Below are 15,565 nucleotides of genomic sequence, written 5' to 3'. Positions count from 1 at the left end.
CGGCCCGGCTTCCTCTGACGTAGACGGAAGCACCGGCTATGCGGGCGGTACCGAGCGGGAGGCACGGAGGAACAGGGATGGACATCCGGGCGCTCCGCTACGCGGTGACACTGGCGGAGGAACTGCACTTCGGCAGGGCCGCTCAGCGGCACTACATCAGCCCTCAGCCCTTCGGCCGCCACATCCAGCGACTGGAACGGGAACTGGGCACCCAGCTCTTCGAACGCACCAGCCGCCGGGTGACGCTCACCCCTGAGGGAGAGCGGCTGATCGCCGAGGCCCGGACTTTGCTCGACACCGTGGACTCCCTCACCGAACACCACCACCGCACCACCGACGAAAAGCTCCTCACGCTGGGCGTCCTGGGATTCGGACTCGCCGAACGCTGGCCGGACCTGACTGCGGCGGTGCACGGCCACGATCCCGGAATCGCCTTCTCCTACGCCGAACTGGACCTGGCCGACCAGTACGAAGCGGTCCGCAGCCACCGCGTCGACGTGGGCATCGTCCAGTACGTCGGCCCCGTCGACGGGCTCGTCTTCGAGCACGCCCTGACCATGCCCCGGGTCGTGGTCGTCCCCGCCCGATCCCCTCTCGCCGACGCCGACCGGCTGACCGAGGCCGACCTCAGTGACAGCCCGTGGCTGCCCACCGCCCTCGCCCATCCTGCGCTCGAAGCATGGTCCGGCCCCGCCTCCGACGGGTCCCACAACCGCGGCGCCCTGCGCCACCCCGCCGCCATACCGGGAGCCGTGGCGACAACCGGCCGCATAGCCCTGCACGCCGAGGCCGCCGGCCGCTTCTACCCCCACCCGGACGTCCGGTTCGTCCCGCTCGACGGACCGCCTGTGGAGATCGCCGTCGCCACCCGCGCCACCGACGACCGCCACGCCATCGCCGCCGTCCGCCACGCCACGCGCCTTCTCGGCGGAGCTCGGTAAGCAGGCCAGAAGATCCACGGGATTCTTCAGCCACCACGTCCCCCACCTGCGGGGCCTGGACGGCCGCGACCTGCACGCCCAACTCGCCGCCCACATCGTCCCCTTCGCCCGTAAAGCCTGGGCCGACCTGCAGCACTCCGACGACGGCGCGGTCCGCTTCGACCACGACCACTACCTCAAAATCTGGGCCCTCACGAGCCCGAAAATCGACACCGACTTCCTCCTCCTCGACGAGGCCCAGGACACCAACCCCGTCGTTGAACAGATCTTCCTCGACCAGCGTGACCACGCCCAGCTGGTCATGGTCGGCGACTCCGCCCAGGCCATCTACGACTGGCGCGGCGCCAAAGACGTCATGACCGGATTCGACGGCACCCAGCTCGCCCTGTCCCAGTCCTTCCGCTTCGGCCCCCGGCTCGCCGAAGAGGCCAACCGGTGGCTGGCCATCGCCGACGCCCCGATCCGCCTCACCGGCACCGAGACCGTGCCCACCGAACTCGGTCCCCTCAGCCGTCCCGACGCGGTGCTGTGCCGCACCAACGTCGGCGCCATCGCCCAGGTCATGGACCTGCTGACCACCGGATACCGGGTAGCCCTGGTGGGGGGAGGGGACAGCCTGCGCGCCCTGGCCCTGGCCGCCCACGACCTGAAGGGCGGCCGCCGCACCACCCATCCCGAACTGGTCCTGTTCCCCTCCTGGGGACAACTGCAGGACTACGCCGCCCACGATCCGGCAGGCCGCGATCTGCAGCCACTCGTCGACCTCGTCGACACCCACGGCACCGACGCCATCCTCGCCGCTGTTGCTCAACTCGTTCCCGAGCAACAGGCCGAGGTCACCGTCTCCACCGCCCACAAGGCCAAGGGCCGCGAATGGCCCCGTGTGAGAATCGCCGACGACTTCACCCCGCCCAAGGACAGCGACCAACTGGACGACACCGGCCGCGCCGTTCCCGGCCCGATCGACGACGGCGAAGCCCGCCTCGCCTACGTCGCCGTCACCCGCACCCGCCACCGACTCGACATCGGAGGCCTGTCCTGGATCGAGGACCACCCTGCCGCATCCCTGACACCACCACTGCGGGCCGGGGACAGGGACGCGTAGGCCTCACCCCACCGGCGAGGCCGAATACCCAGACTCTGAGCAGACCACTTGCCGCCTGGCCCAGACCGCCTCCACAGGACCACGGGTCATGCCGCGACGGCACCGGGGCGTCCCGTCCTCCCGTCGCTCGCTCTGGTGACCGTTCAGTTCGAGACAGCGCACGTACGCGGGCTCGCCGTGCTGCCAGGCGGCAGATGACAACAGTCGTCTCCTGCGACTGTCAGACGGGTCGCTGGCCGTCATCCCTTCTGCTGGAGTCCCGCTCGGTGAGCAGCCGCAGTATCCGTTGGCGCACTTCGGGCGGAACACTCGCGAGGCCGTCCCTGACTCGGGCGCGTAGGGAGTCACCTTGGCGGGGTGGCAGGTCATAGACGCTGAGAAGTAGCTCAACTGGCGCTTTTGCCCGTCGCCTCGGTTGCCGTAAGCAAATGAGTGACATCGTCCAGGCAGTTGCTGGCCTGCTGTCCCATCAGCAGACGCGGACCTGACGCCGGCGCGGCAGATATGAACACCGAGCCCTGCCACCATCTATGAACACCGAGCCCTCGACGTCTCACCGCCAACCATGAACGAACTCGTTAGTGGTCTCGCATCCACCAAACGATCCCTGAGATCAGCGCCGAGCCGATCGCGGTGGCGATGCCGCGTACTAGACCGAACATGGCCGTGCGACCGAGTCGTCGTACAGTGCGGCCGTTTCCCTGGAGCCGGCTGGTCCTGGAGCCCGTGCCGCAGTTCGTCCGTGCGTTCATCTCGCCGTTCATTGTGAACCTTTCGTAGAGGCAGACGTTCGTAGTCGTGCCGCATTTCTTCGGAAGCGGGCGATCGGGACTCTTTGCCCGGAACTCGAGTTCGTCGGCTGGTAGGGCCCTTACGCTTCCGCGCGGGACGACAAACGAACGTGAGGAGGCGCCGCGTGACGGTGAAAGCCCCGGCCTGTCGATGCCCGGTGAGGAGCAGATTCGACTCGGCCTCGGCCAGACTGCCTCACAGCGGCAATCGAGTCCCCGTGCAGCGGGCAGGTTCGGAATACCGGTCCGAAACACCAGGTGGGAAGCGGTCGTTGGAGCTCATCTCCGGAGTGCGCCGGAGCCGTCGTACACGAGCGCTCGGATGACTCGGCCCCTCGACGGGAACGACACCGTGCAGGAACAGCGGCGCCGACTGGGAAGGCGGCTGCGCACATTGAGAGTCGATTCCAACATGACACAGGAGGCACTCGCCGACCGGATCGGGTCGGCACCGCAGACACTCTCCGATCTTGAGAACGGACGGGGAAGAAGGGCGCCCGCCCGTCCCCTGTTCGACGCTTACACCAAGGCGTGTCTGAACGCGTTGCAGGTCAGCCAGAAGGCGAAACAGGACCGCTGGGAAAGCCTGCTCGGCGACTACCTCCTCCTGAGGAACCTGCTGGCCCGGTCACCCGGCGGCCCTGATCCTGAGCTTCGTCCCGCCGATTCGGCGTCATGCCCCGGCCAGCCCCCTGTGTGCCCGTATCCGGGCCTGCACGCCTTCACAGAGGAGACCACGGGATGGTTCTTCGGGCGGGACGCTCAGATCGAGGAGTTGTTCGGGCTCCTGAAGACGCGACTCCACGGCGGGCCGCCCCTGTTCCTGACCGGGGCGTCGGGCGCGGGCAAGTCCTCGCTACTCAGCGCCGGACTGGTGCCCGCCCTGCGCCAAGAACGTTCGCCCCAGCGCGGTGAGAGCGCCTCGGCGGTCCTGCGCATCACCCCCGGGCCTCACCCACTCGAAGCGCTCGCACGGCTACACCCGGAGACGCCGTACGAGGGCGGGGTCGGCCCAACCGTGCTAATCGTCGACCAGTTCGAGGAAATCTTCACCCAGTGCACGGGCCAGGAGGAACGCCACGCCTTTGTGGCCCGCCTACTCGAGCTGGCCCTCGGTACCGGGGAAGCCGCTCGGCCGATTCCGGTCGTGCTGGCCGTACGCGCGGACTTCTTCCACCGTTGCATCGCAGTCCCGGGAATGGCCGAGGTGATGAGCAGGAAGAGTGCTGTACTCGGACCGATGACCGAACCGGACCTGCGGGAGGCTATCGTCGGACCGGCGCGTACGGCAGGTCTGGAGCTCGAACCGGGACTGGTGGAGAGGCTCCTGCGTGACCTCGGTGTTCAGGGCGGTGGTCATGACGCGGGAGCCCTGCCGCTGCTGGCCCACGCCCTCCAGGCCACCTGGGCGCAGGGGGACGGCCGCAGGATGACGCTGGCCGGCTACCAGGCTTCTGGAGGCATCCGGGACGCGGTGGCCACCACCGCCCAGGGTGTGTACGACGCCCTCGAGCCGGAACAGCAGCAGGCGGCCCGGCGGCTTCTGCTCCGGCTGGTCACCGTGGACGAGGGCGGCGGCGCGGTGCGGCGCCGGGTCGGTGAGGACGAACTGGCCCACGAGGGCGCCGCAGCCCAGGTGGCTCTGCAACGCCTTGTGGAGAAGCGCTTGGTCACGGCGGACGACGGAGTCGTGCAGATCACGCACGAGGCGCTCGTCCGGGCCTGGGACCTGCTGCGGGGATGGCTTGCCGAGGATCACGACTGGTTACGTGTGCACCGTGACCTCACGGCGGCCGCGGAAAGCTGGCAGTCACTCGGACGCGATCCGGGCAGCCTTTATCGGGGACACCGACTGGTCCGCGCCTCCGACATGGCGCAGGGGCGCAGTGCTGACCTCAATCCCTTGGAGTGCGAATTCCTGGAGGAGAGCGAAACGGCCGTCGCGGCCGAGATCGACGCGGCGGTCGCGGAGGCGGAAGCAACCCGCCGCAGCAACCGGCGCCTGAGGCGACTCACCGCGGCGCTCGCGCTGCTGGTCCTCGCCTCCCTCACCGCCACACTGGTCGCTGGCTGGCAGTGGCGGACCGCCGAGCGAGAGCGCAGAACAGCCGACGACAAGAGCCGTACCGCTCTCGCAAGCGGTCTTGCCGCCCACTCCCGAGCTCTGCAGGGAACCCGGCCGGGGCTGGCCGGACTCCTCGCCCTCGCCGGGCTGCGGTATAAAGCCAATGACGCCACCAACGCCGCTGTGCTGGGTGCCCTGGCCGTCCCCACGCATCCGGTACGACCCTTGATCGGCCACTCGGGCAAGGTCACCGCAGTGGCCGTAAGTCCCGACGGCGGCACAGTGGCGACCGGCGGCACGGACGCAGACCTCAGGCTGTGGCGGGCGGACCAACACTGGAGGCCCGTCGTCCTGCCGGAACACACGGGCGCGGTCACCGCCGTCGCGTTCAGCCCCGGCGGCGACGTCCTGGCCGCGACCACCGCCGAAGGCACCGTCGGCATCTGGGACGTGCGCACCGCCGCACCAGCACTCCGACTGCGCATCTCTGTCACCGGGGTTGACGCCCTGGCGTTCGGACCCGACGGCAGGACCCTGGCCACTGGCTCCACAGACGGCACCGCCCAGCTATGGGAACGGCGCACGGGCCGCTCCCTCGCCAAGTTCACAGGCCACACCGGCAGGGTGAGCGCGGTGGCGTTCGGCCCCGACGGCCGGACCTTGCTGACCGGCAGCTGGGACGACACCGCCCGCCTGTGGGACCTGCGTGGAAAGCGGAAGCCCACTGTCCTGCGCGGTCATCGGGGCGAGGTCTATGCGGTGGCGTATAGCCCCGACGGGAAGACGCTGGCGACCGGTTCTGCCGACGGCACCGCCCGGCTCTGGGACACCCGGACCCTGCGCAATTCGGTCACGCTGCGCGGGCACACCCGTGTGGTGAGCGCGGTGGCGTTCGGCCCCGACGGCCGCACCCTGCTGACCGGCAGCTGGGACGACACCGCCCGCCTGTGGGATCCGCGCACCCACCAGGAAGTCGGCGTCTTGGACGGCCACACGGGCGGCATCAACGCGGTGGCGTACGCGCGGGACGGGAAGACCGTCGTGAGCGCTTCCTCGGACGGCACCGCACGCGTGTGGGCCACCACGGTCCGGCGCGCGGGAACCGCGCTGACCGGACATAGCGGGTACCTCGACACCGTAGCCTTCGCCTCCGATGGGCGCACACTTGCCACCGGGAGCAGGGACGGCACCACTCGGCTGTGGGACGTGAACACCCGCCGCACGACCGCAGTCCTCGCCGTGGGAACCACCCCGGTGCTCACGGTTGCCTTCCAGCCCCACGCCCCTCATCTCGTGACCGGCGACCAGCAAGGCAACACCCGCCTGTGGGATACCCGCACGCGCCGAGTGTTCGTGACCCTTCATGGGCACACCGGCGCCGTGGACGCGGTTGCGTTTAGCCCTGACGGGAGGACCCTGGCGACCGCGTCCACCGACGGCACAGCCCGCCTCTGGGACACCCGCACCCACCGCTGCCTCGGCGTCTTGCGCGGACACGGCGGCTGGGTGGACGCGGTTGCGTTTAGCCCTGACGGGAGGACCCTGGCGACCGCGTCCACCGACGGCACAGCCCGCCTCTGGGACACCCGCACCCACCAAACGACCGCGCGGTTCGACCACGACGGCCGCGTCCTTAACGCCCTGACCTTCAGCCCCGATGGCAGGACGCTCGCTGTCGCGCCGAGCGACGGAACGGCCGTCTTGTGGGACGTCACGACCCATTCCGTCGTCCGCACGATCACCGGCCACACCGACGAGGTGACCGCCGTGGCGTTCAGCCCGGACGGCATGACCCTGGCGACCGGGAGCCGCGACCGCACGGCCCGTCTCCACAGTCTCAAAGACCCCGAGGACCATGGCGAGGACCAGGGAAGCCACCCCCTGGCCACGCTTGGCGACGCGACCGGTTGGGTGACGGCCGTGGCGTTCAGCCCCGACGGGGGCACCCTGGCCACGGCCTCCTGGGACCGGACCGCCAGGCTCACCCCAGTGCCGCAACAATGGGCGCACGAGCTGTGCCGCCGCGCGGGCCGTAACCTGACCCGCCAGGAGTGGACTCTCTACGTCGATGACACCCCCTACGAACGGCTGTGCCCCAACTACCCGCCGGCACGGACGAACTCCCCCTGAAAGGGCAGACGAGGTAAGTGGTTGTTGTCGTTCCGGCGTTGAGGGTTGCGTTTCCGCTGGTCGGGCGTGGGGTCGGGGGTCTCGGGGAGTGGTGACGTGTCGAGTCGTCGCTCAGGTGGAGGTCGGGGATGCCGTCGGTCGTGGGGCTGCTGGAACAGCGTGAGCTGACCGCTCGCCGTCGTATGGACGAGCTGCGGGAGGAGGCCGACCGCATCCAGGCTGAGCTGGTCGTGGTCGAGCGGGAGTGGAACGAGTGGGTCATCGCCCGCTCGCGTGTCGGCGAGGTCCTGGCCCCGGGCGATGACGATGCCGGCTCCGGCGCCTGCGAGGAGCGGTCGGATCGCGGTGATCTGCCGGCAGCGCCTGGGACCTCGGGGGCCGCGAAGCCGAAATCGGTGGTGCCGATGTGGCGTGCGGGACTGGTCTGGTCGGCACTGTCGGCGGACTACCAGCGGATCCTTCAGGTTCTCGCGGACCGGAACCGTCTCGGTCAAGGACCGTTGACCTGCCAGGAGATGGCCGCCTGCTTCGGCCTGGACCCGGTGCCCGCGAAGATCGAGGCGTTGCGGTCGAAGGCGAAGCGGCTGGTGGCCCGGGGCTGGCTGGTCGAGTCGGCGCCGGGCCGGTTCACGCTCGCGAAGAGCGTGGCCGGGCCAGGCGGCGGGTCATGAGCCGCGTCATCGACCAGTAGACCATCGCCTCCGCACTGCTGGTGGACCGCTCGAAGTCCCGCACGAGGCGGCGGCTTTGCATCAGATGGGCAAAGAACCGCTCCACGATCCAGCGCTTGGGCAGCACGACGAAGCCGCGCATGTCGTCGCTGCGCTTGACGATGGTGAGGACCAGGGCGAGGGCGGCGAGACAGTGTTCGACGAGGCTGCCGGTGTAACCGCCGTCGGCCCAGACCAGGGCCAGCAGGTGATGCGCGGCGGCGACCTGGGCCAGCAGGACCTGGGCCGCCGCACGGTCCCCGACATCCGCGCTGGTGACCATCACCGTGAGCAGGAGGCCGAGGGTGTCGACCACGGCGTGCCGCTTGCGGCCGTTGATGAGCTTGCCGCCGTCGAAGCCGCGGGTGCCGGCGCCGACGACGGCGTCCGCCTTGACCGACTGTGAGTCGATGACCCCCGCGCTCGGCTCCGGGGCCCGCCCTGCCTGCTCGCGGACCTTGCGGCGGAGGCGGTCGTGGAACTCCTTGACCATGCCGTGGTCGCGCCAGCGGCGGAAGAAAGCGTAGACCCGGTCCCACGGCGGGAAGTCGGCCGGCATGGCCCGCCACTTGATGGCGTTGTCGACCAGGTAGCGGATCGCGTCCAGTGTCGCGCGGTGGCAGTACGCCTCCGGCTGCCCGCCCCGCCCGCGCAGCCAGCCCGGCACCGGCAGCAACGGTCTCACCACCGCCCACTCCGCCTCCGACATGTCGGTCGGGTAGCGGCGCTCGCGCACCGGGTGGTCGCCGGCGTTCCCGAACCGGTGAGCCAGGCAGTCACACGCAAGGGTGGTCGAAGTGGACTCCACCCACATGATGTCGTAGAACTGCGACAACAGGGCCTCCTGGACAGCTTTTTGGCGTAGACACCCTTTGAGCTACCAAGAGGCCCTGTTCTCATGCGCGTCGGCCGCCGCAGTCACCCGATTGAGACTCCGGCCGACCGATACCGATCAGGATCGGGCCGGCGACAGCCACCGAGCTCGTGAGCCGAAGGCCGCGGGCAGGCGACAGCAGGTCGCCGTCATCGCCGGAACAGCTGGGGGTAGGGGCAGACATCCAGGGGCTCAGCCGGCCGATCCGCCCAGTGCCACCAGGTGTGACCCTCCGGGCACCTCCAGGCGTGTCGGCACACACGCTGCTTGTCCTCATCGCGGAGAGACAGGACAAGGCCCAGGCTCTTCATCACGCGCCCGCAGTCAGGGCAGTTCAGCGGCTCGGGGGCGTGGTCCACGGCGGACAGGCTAGCTCACCCGATCGAAACTCCCGTTCGGTCCACACCCCTCAAGATCGGAACGACAACAGCCTCTTACGCCTTCTCGGGCAGGTAGGCGGCCAGCGCCCGCAACCCCTCCAGCACCTCGTCGGCTGTGGGCGCGGACTGCGGGTCGGTGAGGTGCTGCATCATCAGGCCGCTGACGAGGGCGAGCTGTACCGAGCCGATGGTACGGATCGTCTCTTCGGAGAGCTCGGTCTCGGCGGTTCCGGTGACCTCTCGCGCCATGCCGCTGCGTCCCTGCCGCAGCCCGGCGGCCATCTGCTCACGCAGTTCCGGATCGCGCTGAGCGCGCAGGACGGTCTCCAGATTGGCGATCCAGAAGGTCTTGTTGACCGAGAACGCCTCGATCAGGCGACGCCATAGTGCGCCGAGGTCGGTGTCGCCCGCCGACGGTCCGAATGCCTGGTCTCCCGAGTCGAGCGCCTCGAAGAGCGCCTGGTTGAGCAGCTTCTCCTTCGAGCCGAAGTGATAGCCGATCGCCGCCATGCTGACGCCCGCCGCGGAGGCGAGGTCGCGGACCGTCGTCCGTTCGTAGCCCTTCTCGAAGAGGCACTGCCTCGCGGCCTGCAGCAGCTTCTCCCTGTTTCCCATGAGGCAGACCCTAACAGCAATCTGCACGTTTGCGTCAGGCGATCGCCTTAGGCGAATGCCTTGGGCAAACGTCTTGTGCATCTGCCCAAATCCTGATTACCGTTCCGAGCATCGAAGAACACACCGATCCCAGGAGCCCGAATGAGCACCGGAAAGTCCCGCGTCGCCGCCCTTGCCGCAGCCACCGTCTCTGCGACGCTCGCCGCCACGGTGATCACGGCAGGCCTCGCTTCTGCGCACCCCAGTGCCCAGGTCTTACCCACCCGGGTGATGACCGCCGAGGGCCCGGTGCAGGGCACAGCCGCCGGTGCGGTGCGCACGTTCCAGGGCATCCCCTACGCGGCCCCGCCGACCGGAGAACGCAGGTGGAAGGAGCCGCAGCCGGTGCGCCCCTGGTCGTCGCCGCTGGACGCCCGCGCCCCGAAGAACGCCTGCGCACAGCCGACCGAACAGCCCATCTCGATCAAGGGCGGCAGCGAGGACTGCCTTTACCTGAACGTCACGACTCCGGCTGGGCGGACGACGGGACGGCTGCCGGTCATCGTCTGGATTCACGGCGGCAGCTTCACCTACGGGGACGGCGCCACATACCGCGCGGCCAAGCTGGCCGCCGCGCAGCAGGGCGCGATGGTCGTGACGATCAATTACCGGCTCGGTGCGTTCGGCTTCCTCACCGCGCCCGGCCTGCGCGCACCGGCCAACCTCGGTCTTCTTGACCAGCAGGCCGCACTGAAATGGATCAACCGCAACGCCAGTGCCTTCGGCGGCGACCCGCGCAATGTCACGATCATGGGGCAGTCGGGCGGCGGCTACAGCGTCTGCGCCCAGCTGGTGTCGCCCGGCGCCCGCGGGCTCTTCAGCAAGGCAATCGTGCAGAGTGCGGGCTGCGTCGGGCCGGACGGCTCGTTCACCCCCACGCAGGCGAAGACGAACGGCCTCGCCCTCGCCAAAGCCGCGAAGTGCGACGCTGCGCGCACCGTGGACTCCTGCCTGCGGCACAAGTCCACCGCCGAGCTCGTCGAGGCATCCGTCTCCGGACACGACGGTTACCGACCCGTGGTCGACGGCAAGGTACTGCCCGAGGCCCCGGCGCAGGCGATCGCCGCCGGGCGGTTCGCCCGGGTACCGGTGCTGCACGGCTCCACTCACGACGAGATGAGCGCCCTGGCCGGACTCGACGAGACCAGGACAGGCAGGCCGCTGACCGCCGAGGGCTACACCAAGAAGGTCACCGAGCAGTTCGGAAAGGACGCTCCCGCGGTCTTGGCCGAGTATCCAGTGGCCAACTACCCGGCGCCCGGGGCGGCGCTGTCGGCCGTACTGACCGACTCGGAGTGGTCGACCGCGGCGCTCGACACCCAGCGCGCACTGGCCCGCTACACCCCCGTCTACGCCTACGACTTCGCGGAGGCCAAGGCCCCGTACTTCAAGAGCCTGCCGCAGCCGGCGAGTTTCTCGCTCGGTACCGGCCACATGGTCGACCTGGCCTATCTGCTCGACAACGACCTGTTCGAGCCGCTCGACGCCACGCAGGACAGGCTGTCGAACACGGTGACCGCCTACTGGAGCCGCTTCGCGGCCACCGGACAGGTGAACGGACATGGCACGCCCCTGTGGAAGCGGTTCACCAACCGTGGCCCCTACGTGCAGTGGCTCGCGTCCGACCGCATCGGTCACACCGACTTCGCGGCCGACCACCACTACGCCTTCTGGAAGGCACAGCCCCTGACGGTGAGATGAAGCCGACCCGTGGTCAGGCTCATGGTCGGGGGTACGACCACGTGCCCACCATGAGCGGGCTGCTGCAGCCGACGGGCGATCGGTGCCCGTTCCGGCGATCTTTCTGTGGCGTAGCTGGCGCTGTTGCTTAATGATCTTGTTTCGGAACAGAACTGCGTAAACGCCCTCTGCTTGTTCTTTATGGTCTGGCCTGGTCGCGTTCGGTGATCGTCTCGGGTCGTTTCACGGTTTTGCCCACGTCGTAGCGGGTGGCGAGCCGCCGGTTCTTGGAGCCGAGCGGTCTGCCGGGGCCTGGCCGGGTGTGTTTCGGCGCACGGGCGGGGCAGCTCAGGGCGGGGCGGAGGTTTCTGAACCCTCGGCGGACCCGGGCCGGGGTGAGCCGGCCGGGCTCCGCGGGCTTCTCCCAGGGGCGGCGGAGGTCCTCGGCGAGCGGGCGGGTGAGCCGGAGTTGGGTGTGGGCGGTGATGACCAGCCACGTCCAGCGGTCCGCCGCCTCAGGAGTACGGACTTTCGGCCGGGTCCAGCCGAGCGTCTGCTTGATCATGCGGAAGGTGTGTTCAAGATCGAATCGGCGCAGGAACGCCTGCCAGCGCAGATCGACGTCCGCGCCGGTCATCCCGGTCTTGGAGGACCACAGCCAGACCGGCAGCGGGTCCCCTCCGCCGGGTAGGTGATCGACCTGGAGGCGGATCAACGTCCCCTCAAGGATGGGGAGTTCACCGTCATGTCCGATCCAGGCCGACCGGGTAGTAAGCCGCGGGTGGATCCGGTCCCAGGCCATCGTCTGCGCGGTGCCGTAGCGGTCGGTGACCTGCGTGGTGGCCGTGTCCGGCTCGCCCCACGACTCCGGTTTGGCGAAGCGGAACTCCTTGCCGTGCTTCGGAGGCCGTCCGCCCTGGGGCAGTGAGATCCACGGCACGGGGACGGGCCTGCGCATCACCCGGTCCGAGCGCATCCTCCCGAGCACCTCGACGGGCAGCCCGTGAAGGAGGTGGGCCATGCGCGGGGCGTCGTAGCCGGCGTCGAAGACGATGAGGATGTCCAACTCGCCCGGGCGCCACCGCCCGCCCGCGATCAGGTCCTGAACCACGCGGCGGACCTGGACTGCGGTGACCTCGGCGACGTCGCCGGCGGGGCCGAGGCGGACCGCGTCCAGCAACTGGCACCACGACATGCGCCCGGATTCGAGCGCGGCGACGAACGAGTACGGCCAGCCGGGGATCATCAGGTGCTGATCCTTACTACGGCCGTAGGTGTGGCAGAACAACCTGTCCGCGCTGCACTCGGCGTCCGGCCGCAGCCAGTTGGACACGTCCACGGCCAGCACGAGCCGCCCGTCGGCCGCCTTGGGCTGGGGCAGCGCGGCCAGCGTCCGCCGCAGCCGCCCGGCGTCGATCCGGCCACGGTTGAGAGCCTCGTACAAGGCGCCGTGTCCACGGCGGTGCTCGGCCAGCAGCGTCAGGTCCACCGGCGTCCTCACCGGCCCGTCCGCGCACAACAACGCGTCGGTCAGTTCGAACAGTTCGTCACGGCGGGCGGTCAGACCCGCATAGAAGTCGTCCCGGAAGTGTGACGCCACCGCGAACGGCTCCCGCTGGGCATCGTTGTGCAGAAGACTCATTCCCCACGGCCTTCGTACTGGTCAAGTGCCTCTTTGGTCGGAGCACAGGATCAGGCGAAGGCCGTGTTCACGTCCCCGGAATCTCCGTACGAGCGATCACGTTCGAGTCCTCGTTCGAGGTCAGACCAGTAAAGACAAGCTCAACGTTGGCGGCGGTGGAGCTTCAGGGTGGTGACGACCGCCACGCCGAGGGTGATGTGCATGAGGGACAGGGCTGCGACGGTGCCGCCGTCGGCGCCGGACGACAGCGGGCCGGCGACCGACAACAGTGCCAGTCCACCACCCACGTACTGCGCGATCCGCAGGAAGACCGGCTTCCACAGGGCCATCAAGAGGGCAGCGCCCGTCCCGACGACCAGCGGGACGACGGAGGCGCCGATGACGCCCCCGACCGTGATCAGGTGCTCTTCGCCGCCGTCGACGACGATGAGCGAGGCACCGGCCAGCTTGGCGGCGGCAAGAACGATCAGATTGACTACGGCCGCGCCGACCGCGCCGGTGACCAGCGCCTTCCACCAGGTGAGGCCGGAACGGCGGACCGAGGGTGCGGCGGGCACAGCGGGGCCGGAGTTTGGAACGGCACTGCTCGACATGGGACTTCCTCCAACGTGTGAAGTGCTGCGCTGCCCTACGGCCAGCGGCATACGAAGAAGCCTCCAATCTGAACCGCACTTGAGGTCAAGCCCTGTCCCGGCCCTGCGAGGTCAGACCATAAAGAACAAGCTCTGAGCTTGTTCTTTATCTACCAAGATCTTCCAGGGAGCACACCTTCCGCTTCGCGAAGCAGACCCTCGGCTGGACCACCCCGAAACTCCGCACCCCGGAGGTGGCGGACCGCTGGACCTGGCTCCTGATCGTCGCTCACACTCAACTCCGGCTCGCCCGGCCCCTCGCCGCGGACCTCCGCCGGCCCTGGGAGAAACCCACCACCTCCAACCGGCTCACCCCGGCCCGGGTCCGCCGAGGGTTTCGGAACATCCGCGTTCACCTCGCCTGCCCGACCCGTGTTCCCAAACCCCGAGGCGCTGGCGCCGGACGGCCGCCCGGCGCCAAGAACAAACATCGAGCACCCCGCTACGACGTCGGCAAGACCGTCAAACGCCCCGAGACCCTCAAGGCCATCGGCAAGGATCGAAGCGGCGGAGGAATGCCTGCCAGAAACGGTCCACATCATCGGGGGTGGCGCCGGTCTTCGAAGACCATAACCACACCGGCGTCCCGTTCCTTCGACAGGTGCTCGACCTCCAAACGGACCAACGTGCCCTCCACCAAGGGGAGTTCACCCTCGTGGTCGAGCCCATGAGGAACGGTGAGTGAGTCGGGGGTGGACCCGGTCCCATGCCTGGGTTTCGGCCTTGCCGTAGTTGGTGGTGTCGGTGATCGCGGGCTCGGGCCAGGTCTCCGGCTTGGTGAAGCGGAATTCCGGTCCGTGTTTGGGCGGCCGGCCGTTGACGCCGTGCGTCCTGGGTGGTTTCGGTAGACGCCTGACGCGGTCGGAGCGGACCCTGCCGACCAGCTCGACGGGCAGGTCGCGCAGGACCCAGGCCAGGCGGGTGACGTCGTAGCCGGCGTCGCTGACGATCACGATCGCCGGGTTCCCGGCCTGCCACTGGCCCGCGGTGATGAGCCGCTCAACGACTCCTCGGAGCTGGGCGGCGGTGATCGCGGTCGCGTCGTCCGCCGGCCGAGCCGGATCGCGTCCAGGATCGCGGTCCAGGACGTGGCGCCCGGCTCCAGCACGGCCACGAAAGAGTAGGGCCAGCCCGGAATGAACTGCGACGCCGTCTTCGCACGGCCGTAGACGTGGCAGAACAGCCGCTCCGCTGAGCACGGCGCGTCCGAACGAAGCCACGGCGACACATCGACCGCCAAGACCAGGCGCCCGCCGTCGAAACGCGGCAGTGACAACCTGGCCAGCACCGTCCGCAGCCGATTGACGTCGATCTGGCCGTGGTTCAAGCCGCCGTACATCGCTCCGTGCCCACGACGATGCTCGGGCAGTAACGTCAAGTCCACCGGGGACTTCGCCGCCCCGTCCGCACACAGCACCGCATCCACCAGCTCGAACAACTCGTCGCGCCGAGCGGTCAGACACTCATAGAACTCACCCCGGAAGGCTGACGCTTCCGCGAACGCTTCCCTCCGGACAGCAACAGGCAGCAGACTCACCCTCACGGCCTTCGTCTTGGTCACGTGCACCTTGGTCGGAGCACATGATCAGACGAAGGCCGTTCCTGCGTCCGGTGATTGTCGGGCTTACGATCAAGTTCGACGGCCGTTCGAGGCCCGCATGGGGGCGCAATGTCAGAGATCGCTCAGTGGCTCGAGGACTGGCATGCCGCACATGAACACGAGCTTCGCTCTCGTGGAATCAGCTCTGCGGTGAAGCGGCCCGTCCCAGGAACCCCGTCCCGAGGGCGGCCGAAAGCCACGGCAGTGAGCCTCACACTGGAATCAGAGGAGCGCACGGGGATGGTGTTCCTCTGGGAATCGGGCGCCACTTCACTGCTCTTCATCGAATCCGGAACTGAGCACACCTGGCAGGACCAACCGGTGCTCACCTCCGAGAACGACCTGCCACAGATCCTGGCGC

8 protein-coding genes and 3 pseudogenes are annotated in these 15,565 nt (G+C 68.9%); 6 read left to right on the top strand and 5 right to left on the bottom strand.

Annotated elements, in window-relative coordinates; translation table 11 throughout:
- Nucleotides 1-77: 77 nt before the first annotated feature.
- The 4 genes and pseudogenes from OG622_RS01025 (at nt 78) to OG622_RS01010 (ending at nt 7,703) form a co-directional block, all read left to right on the top strand.
- Nucleotides 78-941, top strand: coding sequence for a LysR family transcriptional regulator (locus OG622_RS01025; protein WP_371572392.1), 864 nt, complete (start codon nt 78-80; stop codon nt 939-941).
- A gap of 31 nt (nt 942-972) precedes the next feature.
- Nucleotides 973-2,046: pseudogene (locus OG622_RS01020) on the top strand (UvrD-helicase domain-containing protein); the annotation flags it as partial.
- A gap of 942 nt (nt 2,047-2,988) precedes the next feature.
- Nucleotides 2,989-7,032 carry a helix-turn-helix domain-containing protein gene (locus tag OG622_RS01015; protein ID WP_371572391.1) on the top strand — a complete coding sequence of 1,348 codons (4,044 nt, stop codon included), beginning with the start codon at nt 2,989-2,991 and terminating at the stop codon, nt 7,030-7,032.
- 128 nt (nt 7,033-7,160) lie between these two features.
- A complete protein-coding gene (locus tag OG622_RS01010) occupies nt 7,161-7,703 on the top strand; it encodes a hypothetical protein (protein WP_060902901.1) in 543 nt (180 codons plus the stop codon).
- Here the strand turns inward: OG622_RS01010 and OG622_RS01005 are convergent.
- Both OG622_RS01005 and OG622_RS01000 read right to left on the bottom strand, forming a co-directional pair.
- A complete protein-coding gene (locus tag OG622_RS01005) occupies nt 7,660-8,577 on the bottom strand; it encodes an IS5 family transposase (RefSeq protein WP_371572388.1) in 918 nt (305 codons plus the stop codon). The two genes, OG622_RS01010 and OG622_RS01005, sit on opposite strands and share 44 nt — an antisense overlap.
- Before the next feature lie 473 nt (nt 8,578-9,050).
- Nucleotides 9,051-9,611 (bottom strand): TetR/AcrR family transcriptional regulator, encoded by a 561-nt coding sequence (locus OG622_RS01000; protein ID WP_371572386.1) that lies wholly within the window; start codon nt 9,609-9,611, stop codon nt 9,051-9,053.
- A gap of 141 nt (nt 9,612-9,752) precedes the next feature.
- Here OG622_RS01000 and OG622_RS00995 point away from each other — a divergent pair, with 141 nt between their 5' ends.
- Complete coding sequence (locus OG622_RS00995; RefSeq protein WP_371572384.1) at nt 9,753-11,351, top strand: carboxylesterase/lipase family protein; 1,599 nt, start codon at nt 9,753-9,755, stop codon at nt 11,349-11,351.
- 178 nt (nt 11,352-11,529) lie between these two features.
- Here OG622_RS00995 and OG622_RS00990 read toward each other — a convergent pair whose 3' ends face one another.
- Together OG622_RS00990 and OG622_RS00985 are read right to left on the bottom strand one after the other, a co-directional pair.
- Nucleotides 11,530-12,972, bottom strand: coding sequence for an NF041680 family putative transposase (locus OG622_RS00990; protein ID WP_371572383.1), 1,443 nt, complete (start codon nt 12,970-12,972; stop codon nt 11,530-11,532).
- 140 nt (nt 12,973-13,112) lie between these two features.
- Nucleotides 13,113-13,565, bottom strand: a complete 453-nt coding sequence (locus OG622_RS00985; RefSeq protein ID WP_159058600.1) for a DUF6069 family protein — start codon at nt 13,563-13,565, stop codon at nt 13,113-13,115.
- Between the two features lie 155 nt (nt 13,566-13,720).
- Between OG622_RS00985 and OG622_RS00980 the strand changes: the two are divergent.
- Nucleotides 13,721-14,101, top strand: a pseudogene (locus tag OG622_RS00980) (transposase); the annotation flags it as partial.
- Between the two features lies 1 nt (nt 14,102).
- On the opposite strand, the pseudogene OG622_RS00975 reads toward OG622_RS00980, so the two are convergent.
- Nucleotides 14,103-15,141, bottom strand: a pseudogene (locus tag OG622_RS00975) (transposase); the annotation flags it as partial.
- Nucleotides 15,142-15,565 lie beyond the last annotated feature (424 nt).

This window comes from Streptomyces sp. NBC_01314 (assembly GCF_041435215.1).
GTDB lineage: Bacteria > Actinomycetota > Actinomycetes > Streptomycetales > Streptomycetaceae > Streptomyces.
The sequence above is the reverse complement of the archived record's forward strand: the minus strand, read 5'-3'. Positions and strand labels throughout refer to the sequence as shown.

Bases quoted from the DNA above. Each gene is read 5' to 3' on its own strand.
- OG622_RS01025 (WP_371572392.1), top strand. From the start codon at position 78: ATGGACATCCGGGCGCTCCGCTACGCGGTGACACTGGCGGAGGAACTG.
- OG622_RS01015 (WP_371572391.1), top strand. From the start codon at position 2,989: ATGCCCGGTGAGGAGCAGATTCGACTCGGCCTCGGCCAGACTGCCTCA.
- OG622_RS01010 (WP_060902901.1), top strand. From the start codon at position 7,161: ATGCCGTCGGTCGTGGGGCTGCTGGAACAGCGTGAGCTGACCGCTCGC.
- OG622_RS01000 (WP_371572386.1), bottom strand. From the start codon at position 9,611: ATGGGAAACAGGGAGAAGCTGCTGCAGGCCGCGAGGCAGTGCCTCTTC.
- OG622_RS00995 (WP_371572384.1), top strand. From the start codon at position 9,753: ATGAGCACCGGAAAGTCCCGCGTCGCCGCCCTTGCCGCAGCCACCGTC.
- OG622_RS00990 (WP_371572383.1), bottom strand. From the start codon at position 12,972: ATGAGTCTTCTGCACAACGATGCCCAGCGGGAGCCGTTCGCGGTGGCG.
- OG622_RS00985 (WP_159058600.1), bottom strand. From the start codon at position 13,565: ATGTCGAGCAGTGCCGTTCCAAACTCCGGCCCCGCTGTGCCCGCCGCA.